The sequence below is a fragment of the Klebsiella sp. A52 genome (genome assembly GCF_018388785.1).
Lineage (GTDB): Bacteria > Pseudomonadota > Gammaproteobacteria > Enterobacterales > Enterobacteriaceae > Klebsiella > Klebsiella aerogenes.
In genome coordinates, this window is the sequence record NZ_CP074437.1 from 506033 (window position 1) to 529218 (window position 23186).

Annotated in this window: 17 protein-coding genes; 7 read left to right on the top strand and 10 right to left on the bottom strand. The window is 55.9% G+C overall.

Translation table 11 applies throughout. The features are described 5' to 3' along the window. The gene (gene djlA / locus KGA69_RS02320; RefSeq protein ID WP_015704375.1) at nucleotides 1–828 is read right to left on the bottom strand and encodes a co-chaperone DjlA; all 828 of its coding nucleotides are present in this window, start codon (nucleotides 826–828) and stop codon (nucleotides 1–3) included. A 241-nt stretch (nucleotides 829–1069) separates the two neighbouring features. On the opposite strand from djlA, the gene lptD reads away from it, so the two are divergent. From lptD to apaH, 6 genes are all read left to right on the top strand, one after another. Then, on the top strand, nucleotides 1070–3415 hold the full coding sequence (gene lptD, locus KGA69_RS02325) for an LPS assembly protein LptD (RefSeq protein ID WP_032713339.1): 2346 nt from the start codon (nucleotides 1070–1072) through the stop codon (nucleotides 3413–3415). Between the two features lie 54 nt (nucleotides 3416–3469). Then, nucleotides 3470–4756, top strand: coding sequence for a peptidylprolyl isomerase SurA (gene surA, locus KGA69_RS02330; protein WP_045397288.1), 1287 nt, complete (start codon nucleotides 3470–3472; stop codon nucleotides 4754–4756). Between the two features lie 112 nt (nucleotides 4757–4868). Next, complete coding sequence (gene pdxA / locus KGA69_RS02335; RefSeq protein ID WP_049061338.1) at nucleotides 4869–5849, top strand: 4-hydroxythreonine-4-phosphate dehydrogenase PdxA; 981 nt, start codon at nucleotides 4869–4871, stop codon at nucleotides 5847–5849. Further along, a complete protein-coding gene (gene rsmA / locus KGA69_RS02340) occupies nucleotides 5846–6667 on the top strand; it encodes a 16S rRNA (adenine(1518)-N(6)/adenine(1519)-N(6))-dimethyltransferase RsmA (protein ID WP_015368291.1) in 822 nt (273 codons plus the stop codon). Before pdxA ends, rsmA begins: the two co-directional genes overlap by 4 nt. A 2-nt stretch (nucleotides 6668–6669) precedes the next feature. Beyond that, nucleotides 6670–7047, top strand: a complete 378-nt coding sequence (gene apaG / locus KGA69_RS02345) for a Co2+/Mg2+ efflux protein ApaG (protein WP_045397284.1) — start codon at nucleotides 6670–6672, stop codon at nucleotides 7045–7047. A 5-nt stretch (nucleotides 7048–7052) separates the two neighbouring features. Then, nucleotides 7053–7901 (top strand): bis(5'-nucleosyl)-tetraphosphatase (symmetrical) ApaH, encoded by an 849-nt coding sequence (gene apaH, locus KGA69_RS02350; RefSeq protein ID WP_045397283.1) that lies wholly within the window; start codon nucleotides 7053–7055, stop codon nucleotides 7899–7901. A 125-nt stretch (nucleotides 7902–8026) separates the two neighbouring features. Here apaH and folA read toward each other — a convergent pair whose 3' ends face one another. The 3 genes from folA to kefF form a co-directional block, all read right to left on the bottom strand. Beyond that, nucleotides 8027–8506: a type 3 dihydrofolate reductase gene (gene folA / locus KGA69_RS02355; RefSeq protein ID WP_015368294.1), complete on the bottom strand. Its 480-nt coding sequence runs from the start codon at nucleotides 8504–8506 to the stop codon at nucleotides 8027–8029. 197 nt (nucleotides 8507–8703) lie between these two features. Then, a complete protein-coding gene (gene kefC / locus KGA69_RS02360; RefSeq protein ID WP_032715999.1) occupies nucleotides 8704–10569 on the bottom strand; it encodes a glutathione-regulated potassium-efflux system protein KefC in 1866 nt (621 codons plus the stop codon). Next, nucleotides 10562–11095 (bottom strand): glutathione-regulated potassium-efflux system oxidoreductase KefF, encoded by a 534-nt coding sequence (gene kefF / locus KGA69_RS02365; protein WP_015704370.1) that lies wholly within the window; start codon nucleotides 11093–11095, stop codon nucleotides 10562–10564. The genes kefC and kefF overlap by 8 nt, the downstream gene beginning before the upstream one ends. Before the next feature lie 381 nt (nucleotides 11096–11476). On the opposite strand from kefF, the gene KGA69_RS02370 reads away from it, so the two are divergent. Then, nucleotides 11477–14383, top strand: a complete 2907-nt coding sequence (locus tag KGA69_RS02370; RefSeq protein ID WP_213292773.1) for an autotransporter family protein — start codon at nucleotides 11477–11479, stop codon at nucleotides 14381–14383. A 50-nt stretch (nucleotides 14384–14433) separates the two neighbouring features. Here KGA69_RS02370 and KGA69_RS02375 read toward each other — a convergent pair whose 3' ends face one another. The 6 genes from KGA69_RS02375 to citF all read right to left on the bottom strand — a co-directional run bounded on the left by KGA69_RS02375 (nucleotide 14434) and on the right by citF (nucleotide 23184). Next, nucleotides 14434–14667 carry a YgdI/YgdR family lipoprotein gene (locus KGA69_RS02375; protein WP_015704368.1) on the bottom strand — a complete coding sequence of 78 codons (234 nt, stop codon included), beginning with the start codon at nucleotides 14665–14667 and terminating at the stop codon, nucleotides 14434–14436. Between the two features lie 168 nt (nucleotides 14668–14835). Then, nucleotides 14836–18060, bottom strand: coding sequence for a carbamoyl-phosphate synthase large subunit (carB, locus tag KGA69_RS02380; protein WP_045397278.1), 3225 nt, complete (start codon nucleotides 18058–18060; stop codon nucleotides 14836–14838). 17 nt (nucleotides 18061–18077) lie between these two features. Beyond that, nucleotides 18078–19226 (bottom strand): glutamine-hydrolyzing carbamoyl-phosphate synthase small subunit, encoded by a 1149-nt coding sequence (gene carA / locus KGA69_RS02385; RefSeq protein ID WP_213292774.1) that lies wholly within the window; start codon nucleotides 19224–19226, stop codon nucleotides 18078–18080. Nucleotides 19227–19681: 455 nt separating this feature from the next. Next, the gene (gene dapB / locus KGA69_RS02390; protein WP_045397277.1) at nucleotides 19682–20503 is read right to left on the bottom strand and encodes a 4-hydroxy-tetrahydrodipicolinate reductase; all 822 of its coding nucleotides are present in this window, start codon (nucleotides 20501–20503) and stop codon (nucleotides 19682–19684) included. A gap of 226 nt (nucleotides 20504–20729) precedes the next feature. Further along, nucleotides 20730–21638, bottom strand: coding sequence for a triphosphoribosyl-dephospho-CoA synthase CitG (gene citG / locus KGA69_RS02395; RefSeq protein WP_045397274.1), 909 nt, complete (start codon nucleotides 21636–21638; stop codon nucleotides 20730–20732). A gap of 19 nt (nucleotides 21639–21657) precedes the next feature. Next, complete coding sequence (citF, locus tag KGA69_RS02400) at nucleotides 21658–23184, bottom strand: citrate lyase subunit alpha (RefSeq protein ID WP_045397271.1); 1527 nt, start codon at nucleotides 23182–23184, stop codon at nucleotides 21658–21660. Nucleotides 23185–23186: the final 2 nt, after the last annotated feature.

Below are 23186 nucleotides of genomic sequence, written 5' to 3' on the forward strand. Positions count from 1 at the left end.
TCAGAAGCCGCGCTGCTCTTTGATGAGCTCCCAGGCTTTCTGGATTTCCTGCGCTTTCTGTTTCGCCATTTCCATCATCTCCGGCGGCAGCCCTTTGGCCACCAGCTTGTCCGGGTGATGTTCGCTCATTAGTTTACGGTAAGCGCGCTTGACGGTTGTAGCATCATCGGTCGGCTTGACGCCGAGAACGTTACAAGCGTCTTCAAGCGTCGGGCCGCGCTGTGCCTGCTGCCAGCCGCCATTGCCGCCGCGCTGACCATAGGATTGCTGCTGCGAGCCGCCGCCGAACTGCGCGCCGCCCTGCATCATGCGCAAGAACTGCTCAAACTGCGCACGCGAGATACCAAGCTCGTCGGCGATAACAAACAACACTTCGCGTTCATTGGGATGTAATTCGCCGTCGGCGAAGGCCGCCTGCAGCTGAATTTCCAGAAACATCCTAATTAAATCGAAGCGACCAAAACAGACGCTGCGCAGTTGACGCATTTTTTCGCGCAGCGGGTAATTATCGGCCTTGCCGGCGCGAAAAGCCTGCTGCGCCGCGGTACGCGACTCGCCGTGCAGATTCATACGATCCATCAGCACATTCGCCACATGAATATCGGCTTCCGTCACGCGCCCTTTAGATTTAGTCAGATGCCCCATCACTTCAAAAGTGGTGGAAAAGAACAGCGACTGCCGCTCCTGCTGGTTGGCAAATAAATTCAGCCGACGGCTACGGGCCCGGTCAAACATATGTCCGACTAAAAAGCCAAGCACCACGCCCCAGAAGCCGCCGCCCATCAATAATGCAACCGCGACACCAATCACTTTACCCAAATACTGCATAGACTCCCCAATCTTTCTGCTACCAGTTAAGCTATATCTGACCGCACGTTACCAAGCGTTGACGCCACGGTCATGTGGGACATCGCCTATAATTTGCTTTATCATACTCGCCATTCTACACGGTGCCTAACGCTCAGAAACGAAACGAGCGGATTAAGACTAGCGCGATTAAGATGAGTACGTTAGGCTCTGACCGTTTGCAAGCCGCTGCCACAAGATGACGGAACAACAAATAAAACGTATGAAAAAACGTATCCCCAGCCTCCTGGCCACCATGATCGCCAGCGCCTTGTATAGCCAACAGGGCATGGCCGCCGATCTCGCCACGCAATGTATGCTTGGCGTGCCAAGCTATAATCGTCCTCTCGTTGAAGGGAAGCCTAACGATCAACCGGTAACGATTGACGCCGATCATGCGAAAGGCAACTACCCCGATAATGCCGTGTTTACCGGCAACGTTGATATTAATCAGGGGAATAGTCGCCTGCAGGCCGACGAGGTGCAGTTGCATCAGCAGCAGCCGGCGGGCCAACCGCAGCCGGTGCGTACCGTTGATGCGCTTGGCAACGTTCACTATGACGACAACCAGGTCATTCTGAAGGGGCCGAAGGCGTGGTCAAACCTGAACACCAAAGATACTAACGTCTGGAAAGGCGACTATCAGATGGTTGGCCGTCAGGGGCGCGGTACCGCCGACCTGATGAAGCAGCGCGGCGAAAACCGCTATACCATTCTGGAAAACGGCAGCTTTACCTCCTGTCTGCCGGGTTCTGATACCTGGAGCGTCGTCGGCAGCGAAGTTATCCATGACCGCGAAGAGCAGGTTGCCGAAATCTGGAACGCGCGCTTTAAGCTGGGTTCCGTCCCTATTTTTTATAGCCCGTATCTGCAGCTGCCGGTCGGCGATAAGCGCCGTTCCGGCTTCCTGATCCCCAACGCCAAATACAGCACTAAAAATGGCGTTGAGTTCTCGCTGCCCTATTACTGGAATATCGCGCCGAACTTCGACGCCACCATTACGCCGCACTATATGAATAAACGCGGCGGCGTAATGTGGGAAAACGAATTCCGTTATCTGACCCAGGCGGGCGCAGGTTTATTCGAATTCGATTACCTGCCTTCCGATAAAGTGTACGAAGACGATCACTCCAACGACAGCAATAGCCGCCGCTGGATGTTCTACTGGAACCACAACGCGGTTATCGATCAGGTGTGGCGTCTGAACGCCGACTACACCAAAGTCAGCGACCCGGATTACTTTAACGACTTTAGCTCTAAGTACGGTTCCAGTACCGACGGCTACGCGACGCAGAAATTCAGCGCCGGTTACGTTAACCAGAACTTTGACGCCACCGTGTCGACCAAGCAGTTCCAGGTCTTCGACCGTAGCTCAAGCAACTCCTACGCTGCTGAGCCTCAGCTCGATATTAACGCCTACCAGAATGACGTCGGTCCGTTCGATACTCATCTGTATGCGCAGGCGGTGCACTTCGTCAACACCAACGGCGATATGCCAGAAGCAACGCGCCTGCACATGGAGCCGACGATCAACCTGCCGCTGTCTAACGGCTGGGGAAGCATCAATACCGAGGCGAAGCTGCTGGCGACCCACTATCAGCAGAGTAATCTCGATCAGTACAACACCGCTAACGGTACCGATTACAAAGATTCGGTTAACCGCGTGATGCCGCAATTCAAAATCGACGGCAAAATGGTCTTCGAACGCGATATGCAGGAAGGGTATACCCAGACCCTGGAACCGCGCATGCAGTACCTGTACATCCCGTATCGCGACCAGAGCCACATTGGCGTCTACGACTCGACCCTGCTGCAGTCCGACTATAGCGGCCTGTTCCGCGACCGCTCCTACAGCGGCCTTGACCGTATCGCGTCAGCCAACCAGGTCACCACCGGCGTCACATCTCGCGTATATGATGACGCGGCCGTTGAACGTTTTAATATTTCCGTTGGTCAAATCTACTATTTCACCGAGTCTCGCACCGGTGCGGACAACATCAACTGGGAGAATAACGACACCACGGGTTCACTGGTCTGGGCCGGCGATACTTACTGGCGTATCACCGATAACTGGGGTTTACGCGGGGGGATCCAGTACGATACGCGTCTGGATAACGTCGCAACCGGCAACGGAACCATTGAATACCGCCGCGACGAAAACCGCTTAGTGCAACTGAACTACCGTTACGCGAGTCCGGAATATATTCAGGCGACGCTGCCTTCGTATTCCACCGCTCAGCAGTACAAAGAAGGTATTTCTCAGGTGGGTATGACCGCCAGCTGGCCGATTGTCGATCGTTGGTCAGTGGTCGGCGCGTACTACTTCGATACCAATACCAAAAAAGCGGCTAACCAGATGTTAGGGGTACAGTATAACTCTTGCTGCTACGCTATCCGCCTTGGCTACGAACGTAAGATCAACGGCTGGGATAACAACAACGGCGGTGAGAGCAAATACGACAACACCTTCGGTATCAACATCGAACTGCGTGGTCTGAGCTCCAACTACGGTCTTGGCACCCAGCAGATGCTGCGCTCGAACATTTTGCCGTACCAGAGCTCGCTGTAAGGCGCCTGGTTTAAAACGTAATCCGCATTTGCGGTTAATTGAAATGGAAAAAGTATGAAGAACTGGAAAACGCTGCTTCTCGGTATCGCCATGATCGCGAATACCAGTTTCGCCGCCCCGCAGGTGGTCGATAAAGTAGCGGCTGTCGTCAATAATGGCGTTGTTCTGGAAAGCGACGTCGATGGTCTGATGCAGTCGGTGAAGCTCAACGCTGGTCAGGCGGGACAGCAGCTGCCGGATGACGCGACCCTGCGTCATCAGATCCTCGAAAGATTGATCATGGACCAGATCGTTCTGCAAATGGGTCAGAAAATGGGCGTGAAAGTCAGCGACGATCAGCTTGACCAGGCCATCGCCAACATCGCCAAACAGAACAACATGTCGATGGATCAGATGCGTAGCCGTCTGGCCTATGAAGGCATCAACTACAACACCTACCGTAACCAGATCCGTAAAGAGATGCTGATTTCGGAAGTACGTAACAACGAAGTGCGCCGCCGTATCACCGTGCTGCCGCAGGAAGTTGAAGCGCTGGCCAAGCAGATTGGCGATCAGAACGATGCCAGCACCGAGCTGAACCTGAGCCACATCCTCATCGCGCTGCCGGAGAACCCGACCTCCGATCAGGTTGCGGCTGCGGAAGAGCAGGCGAAGTCCGTCGTTGAACAGGCCCGTAACGGCGCTAACTTCGGCAAACTGGCTATCACCTACTCTGCTGACCAGCAGGCGCTGAAAGGCGGCCAGATGGGCTGGGGGCGTATTCAGGAGCTGCCGGGTATCTTCGCTCAGGCGCTGAGTACCGCGAAGAAAGGCGATGTTGTCGGTCCGATTCGTTCCGGCGTCGGCTTCCATATCCTGAAAGTTAACGATATGCGCGGCGGCAGCCAGAACATCTCCGTCACCGAAGTCCATGCCCGCCACATCCTGCTGAAGCCGTCGCCGATCATGAACGACGCGCAGGCGCAGGCGAAGCTGGAACAGATCGCCGCTGACATTAAGAGCGGTAAGACCACTTTCGATAAAGCGGCGAAAGAGTTTTCCCAGGATCCGGGTTCCGCCAATCAGGGCGGCGACTTAGGCTGGGCGACGCCGGATATCTTCGATCCCGCGTTCCGCGATGCGCTGATGCGTCTGAACAAAGGCCAGACCAGCGGCCCGGTTCACTCCTCCTTCGGCTGGCACCTGATCCAACTGATGGATACCCGCAACGTCGACAGAACCGACGCCGCGCAGAAAGATCGTGCTTACCGCATGCTGATGAACCGCAAATTCTCTGAAGAAGCGGCAACCTGGATGCAGGAACAGCGCGCCAGCGCTTACGTCAAAATTCTGAGCAACTAAAGTTCTCCCCTCTCCACGCCTTAAAAGCGTAGCGGGAGGGTAGACCGGTCGCCCCAGCAACGGCTGGGGTCGACTGCGCAGCCGGGCCCCCCTGGCCCGAAGGAACGTTTCTATGCAACGTGTTGTTATCACTCCCGGCGAGCCCGCGGGGATTGGTCCCGATCTTGTCGCCGAGCTTGCACAGCGCGACTGGCCGGTTGAACTGGTTATCTGCGCCGATGGCGCACTGTTAACTGACCGAGCCCGCCAGCTCGGTCTTCCTTTATCGCTCCTCCCTTACGATCCAACCCTTCCTCCACAGCCGCAGCGGGCGGGCACGCTCACGCTACTTCCCGTTGCCCTCAACGCGCCGGTACAGCCGGGCGTGCTTAATGTCGCTAACGGCAACTATGTGGTGGAAACCCTGGCGCGCGCCTGCGATGGCTGCCTTAAGGGAGAATTCGCGGCGCTGATTACCGGGCCGGTGCACAAAGGCAACATCAATGACGCCGGTATCTCCTTCACCGGCCATACCGAGTTCTTTGAAGAACGCGCTCACGCCAGCAAAGTGGTGATGATGCTGGCGACCGAAGAGCTGCGGGTCGCGCTGGCCACCACCCATCTGCCGCTAAAAGCAATAAGCGAGGCAATTACGCCAGAGCTGCTGCGCGAAGTAATTACCATCCTCGATGCCGATCTGCGGCATAAATTCGGTATCGCTCAGCCGCACGTGCTGGTTTGCGGCCTGAATCCCCACGCCGGCGAAGGCGGCCACATGGGAACGGAAGAGATCGATACCATTATTCCCGTGCTGGAAGAGATGCGGGCAAAGGGCATGAATTTAAGCGGTCCGCTGCCTGCGGATACCCTTTTTCAGCCAAAATATCTCGATAATGCCGATGCAGTACTCGCGATGTACCACGATCAGGGCCTGCCCGTGCTAAAATACCAGGGCTTTGGCCGCGGCGTGAATATTACGCTCGGTTTACCTTTTATTCGTACCTCCGTTGACCACGGGACCGCGCTGGAATTAGCCGGTCAGGGGAAAGCGGACGTCGGCAGTTTTATCACGGCGCTTAATCTCGCCATCAAAATGATTGTTAATACCCAATGAATAATCGAGTCCATCAGGGCCATTTAGCCCGTAAACGCTTCGGGCAAAACTTTCTCAACGATCAGTTCGTGATCGACAGCATTGTTTCGGCCATCAATCCTCAGAAAGGCCAGGCGATGGTCGAAATCGGCCCGGGTCTCGCCGCGCTGACCGAACCGGTCGGCGAACGCCTCGACCAGTTAACCGTTATCGAGCTGGACCGCGATCTGGCGGCCCGCCTGCAGACGCATCCGTTCCTCGGCCCTAAGCTGACCATTTACCAGCAGGATGCGATGACCATGAACTTCGGCGAACTGTCGGAGAAAATGGGCCAGCCGCTGCGCGTCTTCGGCAACCTGCCGTACAACATCTCAACGCCGTTGATGTTCCACCTCTTCAGCTATACTGATGCCATTGCCGATATGCACTTTATGCTGCAGAAGGAAGTGGTTAATCGTCTGGTTGCCGGGCCGAATAGTAAAGCGTATGGTCGATTAAGCGTAATGGCGCAGTACTACTGCCAGGTGATCCCGGTACTTGAAGTCCCGCCGACCGCCTTTACGCCGCCGCCAAAAGTGGATTCCGCCGTCGTGCGCCTGGTGCCGCACCGCACCATGCCGTACCCGGTGAAGGATGTCCGCGTGCTGAGCCGTATCACCACTGAAGCCTTCAACCAGCGCCGTAAGACCATCCGTAATAGTCTCGGCAATCTGTTTAGCGTTGAGGTGCTGACGGAGCTGGGCGTCGACCCGGCGGTACGTGCGGAAAATATTTCTGTAGAGCAGTACTGTAAGATGGCCAACTGGTTATCCAACAATCTGCCTTCGAAGGAGAGCTAACCATGATTAATTCGCCTCGTGTTTGCGTCCAGGTGCAAAGCGTCTATATCGAATCGCAATCTTCTCCGGAAGAAGAGCGCTACGTCTTCGCTTACACCGTCACTATTCGCAACCTGGGGCGGAGTCAGGTTCAGCTTCTCGGCCGCTACTGGCTCATCACCAATGGACACGGTCGCGAGACGGAAGTCCAGGGTGAAGGGGTGGTCGGCGAACAGCCGCACATCCCTGCCGGCGAAGAGTATCAATACACCAGCGGCGCGGTTATCGAAACGCCGCTGGGCACCATGCAGGGTCATTATGAGATGATTGATAGCAACGGCGCACCGTTCACTATCGAGATCCCTGTCTTCCGTCTCGCAGTTCCAACGCTTATACATTAAAAACAATGGCTACATACCTTATTGGCGACATTCATGGTTGCTACGATGAACTGATCGCATTGCTGGAGCAGGTGGAGTTTAATCCTGATACGGATACCCTGTGGCTCACCGGCGACCTGGTCGCGCGCGGCCCCGGCTCTCTGGAAGTGCTGCGGTTCGTGAAAACGCTCGGCGATAGCGTGCGCATCGTGCTGGGCAACCATGACCTGCATCTGCTGGCGGTATTTGCCGGCATTAGCCGCAACAAGCCCAAAGACCGTCTGACGCCGCTGCTGGAAGCGCCCGACGCTGACGAACTGCTCAACTGGCTGCGTCGCCAGCCGCTGATGCAGGTCGATGAAGAGAAAAAGCTGGTGATGGCTCATGCCGGCATCACGCCGCAGTGGGATCTGGAAACCGCCAAACAGTGCGCGCGCGATGTCGAAGCCGTGCTGGCGAGCGACTCTTATCCGTTCTTCCTCGACGCGATGTATGGCGATATGCCGAACCACTGGAGCAATGAGCTCAGCGGCCTGGCGCGCCTGCGCTTTATCACCAACGCCTTCACCCGCATGCGCTATTGCTTCCCGAACGGCCAGTTGGATATGTACAGCAAAGAGGCGCCGGAAGACGCGCCAGCCCCGCTTAAGCCATGGTTTGCCATTCCGGGCCCGGTCGCCCGCGAGTACAGTATCGCCTTTGGCCACTGGGCGTCGCTGGAAGGCCGCGGTACGCCGGAAGGTATCTATGCGCTGGATACCGGCTGCTGCTGGGGCGGCGACCTGACCTGCCTGCGCTGGGAAGATAAAACGTATTTCACCCAGCGTTCCAACCGCCAGAAAAGCCTCGACGAAGGCGAAGCGGTCGCCTCCTGAGTCGATCCCGGATGGCGGCGCGCTGCGCCTTATCCGGGCTACCTCCGGTACGGGAGATTCCTGATAAAATAAAACCCCGGTCACGCCTGACGCGACCGGGGTTTTTCAATCCACGCTATGTTAGCTTAACGACGCTCGAGGATCTCGAAGCAGTAGCTGTGGGAGTTTTGCGCGTCGGCATCGTGGAACTCACTGAACACCGATTCCCACTCGTCCGGATCGTAATCCGGGAAATGGGTATCTCCTTCCACTTCCGCATCAATATGGGTCAGGTAGAGTTTGTGCGCTTTTGGCAGGAACTGCTCGTAAACGCGGCCACCGCCGATCACCATAATCTCTTCCGCGTCGCCGCAGGCGGCAATCGCTTCATCAACAGACTTCACCCACTGCACGCGATCGTCGCTGCCTGGCTTGCTGCTGATAACGATATTTTTACGTCCTGGCAACGGGCGACCGATGGATTCCCAGGTCAAACGCCCCATTACCACCGGCTTGTTTAAGGTGTTACGTTTAAACCAGGCGAGATCGGCAGGCAAGTCCCATGGCATAGCGTTCTCCATGCCAATTACGCGATCTACAGCTAACGCCGCAATCAGACTAATCATTGAAAATATCCCGAATGCAAAAAATTGCCGCCACTATACGGAAAGCGTAATACTTCGTCGACTGAACGAAGAGTAAAGAATAAGAAAATTTTTAGATTTGCTGGCGAGCCCACGTAAGCCTCATGAGCCGCCAGATCAGGAACTAAATTGAAAACAAAATGTTAGCTGTAAAGTTAACGCAACATTTGCTTACCACCTCAGGTTGAAGGCTTATTCTCCGGCTCATCGCGGACGTCTCCGGTGTGCCGTCCTTCTTCAGTACCTTGCCAGCCGTGACGCTGTACTAGCGACAGATGATTACGGTCCTCATTAATGATGCCGGTAAGCATATCGCTGGTACGCTTGAACACTGCCACCCGCGAGGCAGCGTCATTTTCCGCCATCGCCACCATCTCTTCCACCATCTGCTGGTTAAAGCGGCGGAACAGATCGGCGCGCTCGCGGGCCTCATAAGCGCCCAGACCTAAGGCTTCCAGCGTCATGCGGCCGCTTTTCAGCGCCGATTCGAAGGTCTCGCGCTCCGGCGCTTCTACCCCGGCCTGGCGCAGCTGAATGTAGTGATCGACATCGCGGGCGCGCGAAATGATCTGCAGATGCGGGAAATGTTCTTTCGCCAGCTCCACCAGTTGCAGGCTGGCCTGCGGATCGTCGATGGCGTTAATCAGCACTTCCGCCTTAGCCGCCCCCGCCGATTCCAGCAGATCCACCCGCGTGGCATCGCCGTAAAACACCTTCATATCGAACTTGCGAAGGGTATCAACGTGGTCTGGATCGTGATCGAGGATAACCATTTTCACCCCGCTGGAAAGCAGCACACGGCCGGCTATCTGCCCATAGCGGCCAAAACCGGCGATAATTACCCGCGGCTGCTCTTCATCAATCTCGTCCGCTTCGCGCTCCTGGTTACTGGCGGATTTCTCCATTCGCGTCAGCAGCACCAGCAGGATAGGCGTTGCCGCCATCGATAGCGCCACCGCCAGCGTCAGCGCTTTCGCCCACTCGCTATCCAGCACATCGGCCATTTGCGCGGCGCCGAAGACCACGAAAGCGAACTCACTCCCCTGCCCCAATAATACGGCAAACCAGCGGCGCTGCGCGCGCGGTACACCCAGTGGTTTAGCAATCAACCATAGCATCAAGGCCTTAATCGCCAGGAAACCCACCAGCAGGATCAGGATACGTAGCGGATGGGTGACCAGGGTCCCAAAGTCGATAGACATACCGACGCCGATAAAGAACAGCCCCAACAGCAACCCTTTAAACGGTTCGATATCGCTCTCCAGCGCATGGCGGTATTCAGAACTAGCCAGAAGCACCCCGGCAAGAAACGCGCCCATCGCCATCGACAGCCCGACTTCCTCCAGCAGCAATCCGAAGCCGAAGACCAGGAACAAGGCCACGGCGCTGAACACTTCGCGCAGGCCGGAACGGGCAACAAAGCGCAGCACCGGCCGGGTCAAATAGCGCCCTAACAGCACCACCAGCGCCAGCGCGCCGGCCACTTTTAACGCCGACAGCGCAAACGCGGCCAGCGTGGTTGAACCGCCGCTGGCCGCCAGCAGCGGAATCATCGCGACCAGAGGGATAGCGGCGATATCCTGGAACAACAGCACGGCGAAGGCGCTGCGTCCCAGCTGCGTCACCGTCAGGTTACGTTCGTTCATCGCCTGCATCGCAATCGCCGTCGACGACAGCGCCAGCGTCATCCCGATCAGCTCCGCAACCTGCCAGCGCAAGCCAAGCAGCATGCAGAACAGGCCGATAAACGCGCCGCACACCACCATTTGCAGCGCACCGCCGCCAAATACCGAGGCGCGCAGCTTCCATAAGCGCTGCGGATCCAGCTCAAGACCGATGACAAACAGCATCAGTACGACGCCGATTTCGGCGAAATGCAGAATCGCCTCTGCGTCAGTGACCAGTCGCAGTCCCCACGGGCCGATAACGCAGCCGGCGATCAAATACCCCAGTACCGACCCCAGCCCCAGACGCACGGCGATCGGCACGATAAGCGCAGCGGATCCGAGGTAGATCAGCGCCTGTATTAGCGTATGGCTATCCATTGTTATGCGCCTCCTGCCATTCGATTAAGCGTTGACGATAATGACGGGCCTGCGCCTGCAGCGTTTCGTCATCGCAGATAAAGGTACAGTGCATGGCAAACGGCGGCAGCCATTTCATGCCACAGTACAGCGCCGTCGCCTGCAGAGGCTGCGCCAGCACGTCAAAGCCGGGGAATGAACCAATATCGAAATGGCTTTCGCCGCCGCCGGTAGTAACCGCCCACATCAGCGATTTACCATGCAACGCAATACCATTGTGGCCGTACGCCCAGCCGTGAGACAGCACTTTATCCATCCACAGTTTTAGCAGCGGCGGTACGCTGTACCACTGCATTGGATGCTGCCAGATAACCAGATCGGCGCGCGCCAGCGCCGCCTGCTCGGCAGCGATATCGATATTGAAGTCGGGATATAGCTCATAGAGGGAGCGTATCTCTACGCCATCAAGCGTCCCTGCTTGCTCAAGCATCCGTTTATTCGCATGCGAGTGATGCGGATAAGGATGCGAGTAAATTATCAGAATCATGAATGGGCCTGTCTTTTGTATTCTTGTAGCAGTGAGTGTAGACAGTTAACTCGCTCACTGAAAGGGGGTAATGACGAGAGAAAAGTCAATCGCAGCAGATGATCAACCTGTTGGTCATTACAAAATTTAGGCTAAAAAAAGAGAATTAAAGGAAAATAAAGGTAAGAAGAATTCGCCATACGAATTTATCATTAGGAATAATACAACCACAATATATTTTAAGATGGAATTAATACATTATTTAAAAAATAAAACTATACACCCTGCATTGAGCAACCAATAATTTTACGCTCTTCATTTTGAGCCCCGCGACTTTATACTAAAAACAATCTCTAATAGATAGCGTTATCCGGAAACGCTATTCACGCAATGGATGTGTATATGAGCAACAAACATTTTGAACTAAACAGAACAACCAAAACGCTGGCAAGGATATTTCCCACCTTATTAATGGTTACGCCAATAGTCGTCAGCGCAGCCACAATTGACCAGTCAACCTCCGTGCCGCAAGACTTCTCGGCTGATACCGAATACGTTATTAATCGGGATGTCACCGTCTCATCCACGGAGAACACCCCGGCAGTTTCCGTTAGCGGAATGAACGTCAAAAAAATCACCAATGATGGCAATATTTCCGGAATGGGAATCGGATTGAATATTAACATCGATGGGCAATCCGTTGAAATAAACAATAATGAAAATGCAATTATTTCATCTGAAACCGATAATGCCGTTAACATGCAATCAATGGCGGGTACCTTTAATAATAGTGGTATCATTACTGGCGCCAACAACGGTATTTTCATTAGTGAAGAGTCATCGGCAATTAGCATCACCAATACCGATACCGGCGTGATCACCGGGAAAAACGGCCTGAGTTCGCAAATTGCCGTCGGATTAGATAACATCGGCGCCATCACCGGTACCGCAGGCGATGGTATTGCGTTAAGCGACGGCAACAGCAAAATCAACAACAGCGGCACCGTGCAGGGCAGCGAGAACGGGATCAACGTTGTTGATAGCGCGAAAGCCGACATCATTAACAGTGGATTACTTGGTGGCGGCGGCGCGGCCGTCATGTTTGCCAGCAGCAAAAATAACAGCCTGGTGCTCAATACCGGCTCTTCCCTCATCGGCGATGTCATCTCCACGGGCTCTGCGGGTAACGCACTCTCACTGGTGGGTTCTGGTTCGGAAGACAGCAACTTTGTCGGCCTTAATGACGGCGACGGCTTTGCCTCAGTGAAAATGAACGGCGAAAACTGGACGCTCACCGGCAACCTCGACATCATCGGCAGCGGCGATTCCCTCCAGGTTAATAGCGGCCAGTTAACGCTGGCGGGCGCTGTCGCGAATAGCGGCAACACGCTGGTAGCGGAAGCGGCCACGCTACAGTTGGGGAACGGGCAGAAAACCGCGACCCTCACCGGCAGCATGACCAACAACGGCACACTGATCTTCAATCAGGGAAGCGACTCTACGTTTGCCACCAGCATCATCGGTAGCGGCAACGTGGAAAAAGTCGATACCAATACCCTGACCTTAACCGGCACCAATAGCTACACCGGTAATACCCTTCTGAAAAGCGGCACCACTCTGGTCGCGGAAGGCGCCACTCTCGGCGTCGCCGGCAGCGACGCCACCATCACCATCGAAAATGGCGCGCAATTTGCCAGCGCCGGCGAAGTGAATAACAACATTGATATCCTCAGCGGCGGTATCCTCGCGGCGTGGAATGCGGTTGACGGTAACGCAACGCTAAGAACATCCGGCGTCGATACGATTAACGGCAATGTGACCAACAGCGGTACGCTGTTACTCAGCGCCGCCGATAATAGCGTTGGCAACAATTTTACCATTAACGGCGACTATACCGGTTCCGCCGGCAGCCAGATCGTAATGAACAGCACCCTGGGCGAAGACAGCGCGCCGACCGACCATTTATCAATTACCGGAAGCAGCTACGGCCAGTCTGGTGTCAGCATCGCCAATATCGGCGGGCTGGGCGCGCAAACCGTTAATGGTATGGAGGTTGTCAGCGTCGGCGGCAGTTCAGAAGCACAGTTAACTTTATCCAAACCGGTTGTCGCCGGGGCTTATGAGTATGGTCTGTATCAACACGACAACGGTAACTGGTATCTGGAATCCAAAGCGACCCCGTCAGACGATCCGTCGGATGATACTGACGATGGTGACAGCGGTACCGATGGCGGCAGCGGCACTGATGGCGGTAGCAACACCGATGGCGGTAGCGGCACTGATGGCGGTAGCGGCACCGATGGCGGTAGCAACACCGATGGCGGTAGCGGCACCGATGGCGGTAGCGGCACCGATAATGGCGGTCAACCCCTGCCAGAAGTAATGGCCCCGGAAGTTGGCGCTTATCTGGGTAACTATCTCGCGGCGCAGAGTATGTTCCTGCATAAACGTGACGATCGCGACCAGCTCACTTTCCGCAACGAAGACGACCTGAATACCTGGATGTACGTGAAGGGCCGCTATCATGAGAACGATGCCGGCGGCGATAAAGTCAGCTACGACACCACCACCACCGTGCTCCAGGCAGGCAGCGACTTCATGAGTAAGCCGATGGACAAAGGGATACTGCGCGCGGGCAGCATGTTTGGTGCAGGTCAGGCGAAAACGGATTCAGATGCAAAACACAATGTGCGTACCGCGCAGGGTAAAGTTGACGGTTTCAACGTTGGCCTGTACGCCACCTGGCAGGAAGACCCGAAATTGCGTCTCGGCAGCTACATCGATACCTGGGCATCATACAGCTGGTATAACAACACCGTCACCAGCAATCGCAATAATGAAAAGTATGACAGTAAAGGTTTTGCCGCCTCTGTTGAAGTCGGCCATGCGTGGGTGATCCCTTCAGAAAGCGCGCGTACGTGGAAGATCGAACCTCAGGCGCAGGTGATCTACAGCTATCTCGATCAGGAAAATCATACCGACCCGGATGGCGTGCGGGTATCAACCCTGGACAACAACAGCCTGTTTGGCCGTCTCGGCGTGAAGACCAGCTACTTTGAGCAGCGAGATGTTAAAGCCTGGCAGCCGTATGTCGCGGTGAACTGGCTGAAAGGCGCGGGTCAAAACGATTTGGCGTTCAATGGCGAAAAAGTCAGCAACGATACGCCGGACGACCGCGGTCAGCTAGAGCTGGGCGTAACCGGCAATGTGAACGAGACGACCACAATCTCGCTGCGCGCCAGCGGCGAATGGGGTGAAAACAGCTACGCCGCTTATGGCGGCCACATTCTGCTGAATCACCGCTGGTAATCGCCGTACAATGAAAGGTAAAAAGCAGTGGCCGGAGCCACTGCTTTTTTTTAGTTATCCAGCTCGTCCATTGACTTCACCTGGTCGCGATTAATCTGCTCCACGCGACCGGTTTCCGCATTTTTGTAGGATACCAGGCCAGTATCATCATCAACCTGCGGCTTACCGCTGGTCACAATTGTTTTGCCATCTGTCGTTTTGAGCGACTGATTTGATGAGCAACCTGCCACAAATACCATCGCCGTTGCCGCCAGCGCGGATGCCACCAGAATTTTGTTCCGCATTGTATCCTCCTGTCTTTTCATCAATTGGTATCGTTATCGTGCTAACTATAGTTAGCCTGACCTGGCAGGCAGATAAAAGCAGAACTCTCCGAAGATGGTTGCCGTAAAAAAAAAGGGCTGACGATATCGTCAGCCCCTCTGTTTCGCTTTCCGGCCCGGCCGGTGCGCTTATTTGGTGATTTGCGCGTGCATTTCCTGCACCGAAATGACCTTCTCGGTCGCATCGGCATTCAGCGCCATCGCGGTGGCGAAACCGCCGTTCAGGGTGGTGTCGTAATGCACCTTGTACTGCAGCGCGCTGCGGCGAATCAGCTTGGAATCCTCAATCGCCTGACGACCTGCGGTGGTATTGATGATGTAGGTATATTCGCCATTCTTGATACGGTCCTGAATGTGCGGACGACCTTCATGTACCTTGTTCACCAGACGCGGGTTGATACCGGCTTCACCCAGTACAATCGCGGTACCGTGGGTTGCATCCAGCTCGAAGCCCTGTTTCAGCAGTTTTGCCGCCAGGTCGACAACGCGCTCTTTGTCGCCTTCGCGAACGGAGAGCAGCGCGCGCCCCTGTTTCTTCATCGTGGAGTTGCTGCCCAGCTGCGCTTTGGCGAACGCTTCCGCGAAGGTGCGGCCCACGCCCATCACTTCCCCGGTAGAGCGCATTTCCGGCCCTAACAGCGGGTCAACGCCCGGGAATTTGTTGAACGGCAGCACCACCTCTTTTACCGAATAGTACGGCGGGATGATTTCTTTAGTGACGCCCTGCTGCGCCAGCGTTTTACCGGCCATTACGCGCGCCGCCACTTTCGCCAGCGGTACGCCGGTGGCTTTCGAGACGAACGGTACGGTACGCGCCGCGCGCGGGTTCACTTCAATCAGGTACACTTCGTTGTTCTTCACCGCGAACTGTACGTTCATCAGGCCGCGAACCTGCAGCTCGAAGGCCAGCTTCTGTACCTGCTCGCGCATCACATCCTGAATTTCCTGGCTCAGGGTGTAGGCAGGCAGAGAACAGGCGGAGTCGCCGGAGTGCACGCCCGCTTGTTCGATGTGCTCCATGATGCCACCAATCAGCACCATTTCGCCGTCGCAGATAGCGTCAACATCGACTTCAACCGCATCGTCGAGGAAGCGATCGAGCAGCACCGGCGCATCGTTAGAAACGCTCACGGCGGTCTGGAAGTAACGGCGCAGGTCAGCTTCGTCGTAGACGATTTCCATCGCGCGGCCGCCGAGCACATAAGACGGGCGTACCACCAGCGGATAGCCGATCTCTTTTGCCTTCTCAACCGCTTGCTCAAGCGCGGTCACGGTGGCGTTCGCCGGCTGCTTCAGCTTCAGACGGTCAACCGCATGCTGGAAGCGCTCGCGGTCTTCGGCGCGGTCGATAGCGTCCGGGCTGGTGCCGATAACCGGTACGCCCGCGGCTTCCAGTTCACGCGCCAGCTTCAGCGGGGTCTGGCCGCCGTACTGCACGATAACGCCTTTTGGCTTCTCGATACGCACGATTTCCAGTACGTCCTCAAGCGTTACCGGCTCGAAGTACAGACGGTCGGAGGTGTCGTAGTCGGTCGAAACGGTTTCCGGGTTACAGTTGACCATGATGGTCTCGTACCCGTCTTCGCGCAGCGCCAGCGAGGCGTGTACGCAGCAGTAGTCAAACTCGATACCCTGGCCGATACGGTTCGGGCCGCCGCCGAGAACCATGATTTTATCGCGGTCTACGGACGGGTTGGATTCGCACTCGTCTTCATAGGTGGAGTACATGTAGGCGGTATCGGTGGCGAATTCCGCCGCGCAGGTATCCACGCGCTTGTAGACCGGGTGCAGGTTGTACTGGTCGCGCAGCTTGCGGATTTCCGCTTCGCGCACGCCCGCCAGCTTAGCCAGACGCGCATCGGCAAAGCCTTTACGCTTCAGGTGGCGCAGGAAGTCAGCGTCGAGGCCGTTGATGCCCACTGCCGCCACTTTCTCTTCCAGGCGCACCAGTTCTTCGATTTGTACCAGGAACCAGCGGTCGATGTTGGTCAGGTTGAAGACGCCGTCGACGGAGAGACCGGCGCGGAAGGCATCAGCGATGTACCAGATACGCTCGGCGCCCGCGTCTTTCAGCTCGCGGCGGATTTTGGTCAGCGCTTCCGGATCGTCGAGGCTGACTTTCGGGTCGAAGCCGGTGGCGCCCACTTCCAGGCCGCGCAGCGCTTTCTGCAGCGATTCCTGCTGCGTGCGGCCAATCGCCATCACTTCGCCAACGGATTTCATCTGCGTTGTCAGACGGTCGTTAGCGCCAGCGAATTTTTCAAAGTTAAAGCGTGGAATTTTGGTCACAACATAGTCGATGGACGGTTCGAAGGAGGCCGGAGTACGGCCGCCGGTGATGTCGTTCATCAGCTCGTCAAGGGTGTAGCCCACCGCCAGCTTCGCCGCCACCTTGGCAATCGGGAAGCCGGTCGCTTTCGAGGCCAGCGCCGAAGAGCGGGATACGCGCGGGTTCATTTCGATAACGATCAGGCGACCATCTTTCGGGTTCACCGAGAACTGTACGTTAGAACCGCCGGTTTCCACGCCGATTTCACGCAGCACCGCCATCGAGGCGTTACGCATGATTTGGTATTCTTTGTCGGTCAGGGTCTGCGCCGGGGCGACGGTGATGGAGTCGCCGGTGTGAATCCCCATGGCATCGAAGTTTTCAATCGAGCAGACGATGATGCAGTTATCGTTCTTATCGCGCACCACTTCCATCTCGTACTCTTTCCAGCCGATCAGCGATTCATCAATCAGCAGTTCGTTGGTCGGAGAGAGATCCAGGCCGCGTTCGCAGATTTCTTCGAACTCTTCGCGGTTATAGGCGATACCGCCGCCGGTGCCGCCCATGGTGAAGGACGGACGGATGATGCATGGGAAGCCAACGTCAGCGGCCACCGCCAGCGCTTCTTCCATGGTGTGCGCAATGCCGGAACGCGCGGTGTCGAGGCCGATTTTCTTCATCGCCACATCGAAGCGACGACGGTCTTCCGCTTTATCGATCGCATCGGCGGTCGCGCCAATCATAGTCACGCCGAACTCAGCCAGCACGCCCTGACGTTCCAGCTCCAGCGCGCAGTTCAGCGCGGTCTGGCCGCCCATAGTCGGCAGTACCGCGTCCGGGCGCTCTTTTTCGATAATTTTACGTACCACTTCCCAGTGAATCGGCTCGATATAGGTCGCATCGGCCATTTCCGGGTCGGTCATGATAGTCGCTGGGTTGGAGTTCACCAGAATAACGCGGTAACCCTCTTCGCGCAGGGCTTTACAGGCCTGGGCGCCCGAGTAGTCAAACTCACACGCCTGACCGATAACAATCGGGCCCGCGCCCAGAATCAGGATACTTTTTATGTCTGTACGTTTTGGCATGGCTCTTTTACTCCTGATTATTTCGCGGACTGACGGTATTGCTCAATTAACTCGATAAAGTGGTCGAACAGCGGCGCGGCATCGTGCGGGCCCGGGCTCGCTTCAGGGTGACCCTGGAAGCTAAACGCCGGCTTGTCGGTACGATGGATCCCCTGCAGGGTGCCGTCGAACAGTGACTTGTGGGTCACGCGCAGATTGGCAGGCAGCGTCGCTTCGTCAACGGCAAAGCCGTGGTTCTGGGCGGTAATCATCACTACATTGTTATCGATATCTTTAACCGGGTGGTTGCCGCCGTGGTGACCAAATTTCATCTTAATGGTCTTCGCGCCGCTCGCCAGCGCCAGCAGCTGATGGCCAAGACAGATGCCAAAGACCGGAATATCGGTGGTGAGGAATTTTTCTATTGCCGCGATGGCGTAATCGCACGGCGCCGGGTCGCCAGGGCCGTTGGAGAGGAAAATACCGTCCGGATTCAGCTTAAGCACATCTTCTGCCGACGTTTGCGCCGGTACGATAGTCAGGCGACAACCGCGATCGACCAGCATCCGCAGGATGTTGCGCTTGGCGCCGAAGTCATAAGCCACGACGTGGAACGGCAGCTCGCTTTCCGCCTTCGCTTCCGGCAGGTCGCCCGCCAGTGTCCAGCTCCCCTGCTTCCAGGCGTAAGTTTCTGCAGTAGTGACCTCTTTCGCCAGATCCATACCGTTCAGGCCAGGGAACGCCTGGGCTTTTTCCAGCGCCAGCTGGGCATCAAGATTATCGCCGGCGATGATGCAGCCATTCTGCGCGCCTTTCTCACGCAGTAAACGCGTCAGCTTACGGGTATCGATATCGGCAATGGCCACAATGTTATGGCGCTTCAGGTAAGAAGAAAGGTCCTCGGTATTGCGGAAGTTGCTGGCAATCAGCGGCAGGTCGCGAATGACCAGGCCTTGTGCATGTACCTGAGAAGATTCTTCATCGGCGGCGTTGGTGCCGACATTTCCAATATGGGGATAAGTAAGAGTGACGATTTGGCGGGAATAGGAAGGATCAGTGAGGATTTCTTGATAACCGGTCATTGAAGTATTGAAAACGACTTCCCCAACCGCCGTGCCGGTTGCCCCGATGGCCCGACCGTGAAACTGGGTTCCGTCTTCCAGAACCAAAAGCGCTGACTTAATCAAAACACCCTCCAGAGAATATTCACTCACTTTATTTGCATATTAATTCAGACATAGATCTGAATCAATGCAAATTTTTGCCCGCAGAATTTTGGCAAACGGCGGCATTCTGGAGAGATGTCAGGTAAAAGTCAACTTAAAGCGGATATTTTTAACCTTATTTTACGTCACTGGCGCGCAATGGGCTATTTTCACGGTAAAAAGATCAACTAACCTGGTTGAGAAAACGCTTGCGGGCGAGGAAAACTGTAAAATCAGCCAGCGGAGGGTAAAAAAGTGGACCAGATGGTCAAAATTTACAATTCAATAACCAAAAACATCAGGAAGATATAGTTTTTTAAAGCCTTCATAAGAAAAAAACACAAAAGCAGTCAAAATAAAAAAGGGCAATAAAATATTGCCCTTTGCAATCAATTACATATTGAATGCAATAACCACATCACGATGGGTAATAATCATTATAAAGCATTCAGTTCAAGCACATCACGCATATCGAAAAGACCACTTTTCTTATCTTTCAGCCACAAAGCTGAACGAACAGCACCATTGGCAAACGTCATCCGGCTGGAGGCCTTATGGGTAATTTCGATACGTTCGCCGATATCAGCGAACATCGCCGTATGTTCGCCGACGATGTCGCCCGCGCGAACGGTAGCAAAACCAATAGTACCCGGAACGCGTTCGCCGGTATGGCCTTCGCGGCTATAGACGGCGCAGTCCTTCAAATCTTTGTTCAATGCCCCGGCGATCGCCTCGCCCATCGCCAACGCGGTACCTGATGGCGCGTCCACTTTATGCCTATGGTGCGCTTCGATGATTTCGATATCGGTATAATCGCCCATTACCTTTGCCGCCTTTTCCAGCAGCTTTAACAACACGTTGACGCCAACGCTAAAGTTAGCGGCAAAGACGATGGCGATTTCCTGTGCGGCATCGCTAATCGCCTGCTTTCCGGCATCATCAAAACCGGTGGTGCCGATCACCATCCCTTTGCCGTGTTGACGGCAGAAAGCCAGATGGTTAAGCGTGCCTTCCGGGCGGGTAAAATCGATTAAAACATCGAAATCATTGCTTACCGCCGCCAGGCTGCTTTGGACGGTAACGCCTGATTTGCCTGCGCCCGCCAGCTCGCCCGCATCGCTGCCCACCAGGCTTGAACCCTCGCGCTCCAGCGCCGCGCCAAGCGCCACGCCTTCCATCTGCAGCGCAGCCTGAATTAACTGGCGTCCCATCCGGCCGCCCGCGCCGGCGATGGCCACGCGGATTTGTGCATCTTGCATAGCTATTCTCTTTTGTTAACTTCACGTGAATTGTTTTCAGAGTAACCAGCCCATTGCATAGCCGCTACTCAAAAACGCCGATAATTAGAAATTTATGACAAACGGCGGTCGATATCAGTAAAAACTATATGATTGTGCCGCGATTCGGCGTTTATGTAGTGAAAATTGGGAGGGGACACGGTAGCGCCCCGCCCGCGCGACGCGGGCTAAGGCGTTGTGTACTCAATCAAAGGGGGAAAAGCGCACCTGCGGGGAAAGCGGATAAAAACCAGGTTACCGCCAGTAAATCGGCGCTGCCGCCGGGGCTGAGATGGCGAGCAATCAGCTCGTCGTCGAGTTGGCGTAGCGCCTCCAGCCCGCCGTCAGCCATGACGCCGCCCTGCCACAACAGCCGCTGCGCCTCCTGCTGCACATAGTTCAGGCCCGCAAGCCCGCCGCGCGAGACCAGATTGGTGTCATCATTCCACGCCATCAGATGCAGCAAGGTTTGCAGCAGCGCCAGGTTGCTGTCGCCGGTCTCTTCCATCATGCGATTGAACACCGGCAGCGCCTGGGTACGCACGGTACGAAAGCCGCTCTCGGCCTCGCCGCGGGCGCCGGAGAGTCCATAACGTAAAAAATGGGCCTCGCCTTTGCTTAACTGTTCGCCGCTGGCGGAAGAGAGTTCTTGCATAACCATGCCGCGACAGAATCGCGCCACCTGATCGCAAAGCCGATGCTGTTCAATCGGTTCGCCTTTCGATACCAGCCTTCCCGCCGCCGCGCTCAGCAAACCGAAAGCGAAGATTGCCCCGCGATGGGTATTCACTCCACCGGTGGCCTCCAGCATATCGTTCTCGCAGGCCATCCCTACAGGACGCAGCATCATTAACACCTGTTCCGGTACGATAGCCGCGGTATCGTGGCCCATGATGAAAAATTTCTCCATCCACGGAGCCACGACCGCGGTGCTGGCCTCAAAAGAGGCCAGGTCCATATCGTGATGGGCGCCTGTGTTACGAATGTCCACCAACCCGGGCTTTGGGGTCAGGCGAACTTCGGTTAAAAGCGCGCGTTCTACCGCGCTGACCACCTCTTCAGCGTTCAGCGATGTCACGCGCAGAGAACGCGGCGGATTGATTAACACTTCGCTCATTGCCCTTCCCCCTCTGCGTTTAGTCGCTGTTTTTCACCTGACGAATGACATCAAGAACGGAGCCATCACGATAGCGCACCACCGCCACCACGCGATCGGTAAACTCGATCGGCTGCGGTTTGCCGGTTAACAGTTCCGCACGCTGCTGCAGTTCCTCAATAGTCATCAGCGGAATGCCCGCGTTGCGCAAATTGTCGATCAGATCCTGGCGGGCCGGGTTTACCGCAATGCCGTGGTCGGTGACCAGCACATCTACGCTGGCTCCCGGCGTGACGCGGGTCAGCACTTTTTCCACGACGCAGGGAATACGGCCGCGAACTAATGGCGCGGTAATGATGGTCAAATCCGCGCCGGCGGCGGTATCGCTATGGCCGCCGGATGCGCCGCGCAGCACGCCGTTAGAGCCGGTCATCACGTTAACGTTAAAGTCGGTATCGATTTCCAGCGCGCTGAGCATCACCACGTTTAAGCGCTCGCAGGAGGCGCCTTTAGAGCCCGGGCTGGCATACTGGTTGGTGGAAATCTCTACGTGATTCGGGTTCTGCGCTAATGAACGCGCCGCGTCGCCATCAAACGACTGGGTATCGAGCAGCGTTTTAATCAACCCTTTTTCGTGCAGGTCAACCATCGTCCCGGTGATGCCGCCGAGGCCGAAGCTGGCGGTAATGCCGTTACGGCGCATTTTATCTTCGAGGAAGCGGCTCACCGCCAGCGAGGCGCCGCCGGTACCGGTCTGCAGCGAGAAACCGTCTTTAAAGTAACCAGAATGCTCAACCACTTTCGCCGCCTGACGGGCGATCAGCAGCTCGCGCGGGTTGCTGGTCAGACGGATCGCGCCAGCGGTGATTTTTTCCGGATCGCCGACTTCGTCCACCTGAACAATCAGATCGACCTGATCCTGAGCGATGCTGGCCGGGTAGTTAGGGTAGCCCACCCACTCTTCGGTCAGCAGCACCACGCATTTGGCATGTTCCGCATCAACGCGCGCATAGCCCAGCGAACCACAACGTGATTTACCGCTAAAGCCGTTGGCATTACCAAACTCATCGCAGCAGGGGACGCCAAGAAACGCAACATCAATCGACAGCTCGCCGCTTTGAATCAGCTGTACGCGACCACCATGGGAGTGGATCTGCACCGGGTTTTCCATCAACCCGGCGGAGATCTCCTCGCCCAGCTTGCCGCGCAGGCCAGAGGTATAGATCTGGCGGATCACGCCGTTTTTAATATGCTCGATCAGCGGCCAGTGGGCGTCGATCAGCGAACTGGACGCCAGCGTCAGATCGCGAAAGCCCATTTCCGCCAGCTTCGCCACTACCATATTGACGACTTTGTCACCGCCGCGAAACGCGTGGTGGAACGAAATGGTCATGCCGTTTTGCAAGCCGGAGCGACGGATCGCCGTTTCCAGCGAATCGCAGATTTTACGCTGACGTTTTTCGCTTTCGCTGGCCAGCCACGGGCTTTTCGCCGTCACGCCCGCATAAGGCGCTAACCCTTCCGGCATCACGTACTGCTGATTAAGCATTGTTACTGTCTCTTTCATCT

Coding starts and splice junctions, on each gene's coding strand:
- carB (WP_045397278.1), bottom strand. CDS start 18,060: ATGCCAAAACGTACAGACATAAAAAGTATCCTGATTCTGGGCGCGGGC.
- folA (WP_015368294.1), bottom strand. CDS start 8,506: ATGATTAGTCTGATTGCGGCGTTAGCTGTAGATCGCGTAATTGGCATG.
- dapB (WP_045397277.1), bottom strand. CDS start 20,503: ATGCAAGATGCACAAATCCGCGTGGCCATCGCCGGCGCGGGCGGCCGG.
- KGA69_RS02370 (WP_213292773.1), top strand. CDS start 11,477: ATGAGCAACAAACATTTTGAACTAAACAGAACAACCAAAACGCTGGCA.
- rsmA (WP_015368291.1), top strand. CDS start 5,846: ATGAATAATCGAGTCCATCAGGGCCATTTAGCCCGTAAACGCTTCGGG.
- pdxA (WP_049061338.1), top strand. CDS start 4,869: ATGCAACGTGTTGTTATCACTCCCGGCGAGCCCGCGGGGATTGGTCCC.
- KGA69_RS02375 (WP_015704368.1), bottom strand. CDS start 14,667: ATGCGGAACAAAATTCTGGTGGCATCCGCGCTGGCGGCAACGGCGATG.
- apaG (WP_045397284.1), top strand. CDS start 6,670: ATGATTAATTCGCCTCGTGTTTGCGTCCAGGTGCAAAGCGTCTATATC.
- kefC (WP_032715999.1), bottom strand. CDS start 10,569: ATGGATAGCCATACGCTAATACAGGCGCTGATCTACCTCGGATCCGCT.
- citG (WP_045397274.1), bottom strand. CDS start 21,638: ATGAGCGAAGTGTTAATCAATCCGCCGCGTTCTCTGCGCGTGACATCG.
- apaH (WP_045397283.1), top strand. CDS start 7,053: ATGGCTACATACCTTATTGGCGACATTCATGGTTGCTACGATGAACTG.
- kefF (WP_015704370.1), bottom strand. CDS start 11,095: ATGATTCTGATAATTTACTCGCATCCTTATCCGCATCACTCGCATGCG.
- surA (WP_045397288.1), top strand. CDS start 3,470: ATGAAGAACTGGAAAACGCTGCTTCTCGGTATCGCCATGATCGCGAAT.
- djlA (WP_015704375.1), bottom strand. CDS start 828: ATGCAGTATTTGGGTAAAGTGATTGGTGTCGCGGTTGCATTATTGATG.
- lptD (WP_032713339.1), top strand. CDS start 1,070: ATGAAAAAACGTATCCCCAGCCTCCTGGCCACCATGATCGCCAGCGCC.
- citF (WP_045397271.1), bottom strand. CDS start 23,184: ATGAAAGAGACAGTAACAATGCTTAATCAGCAGTACGTGATGCCGGAA.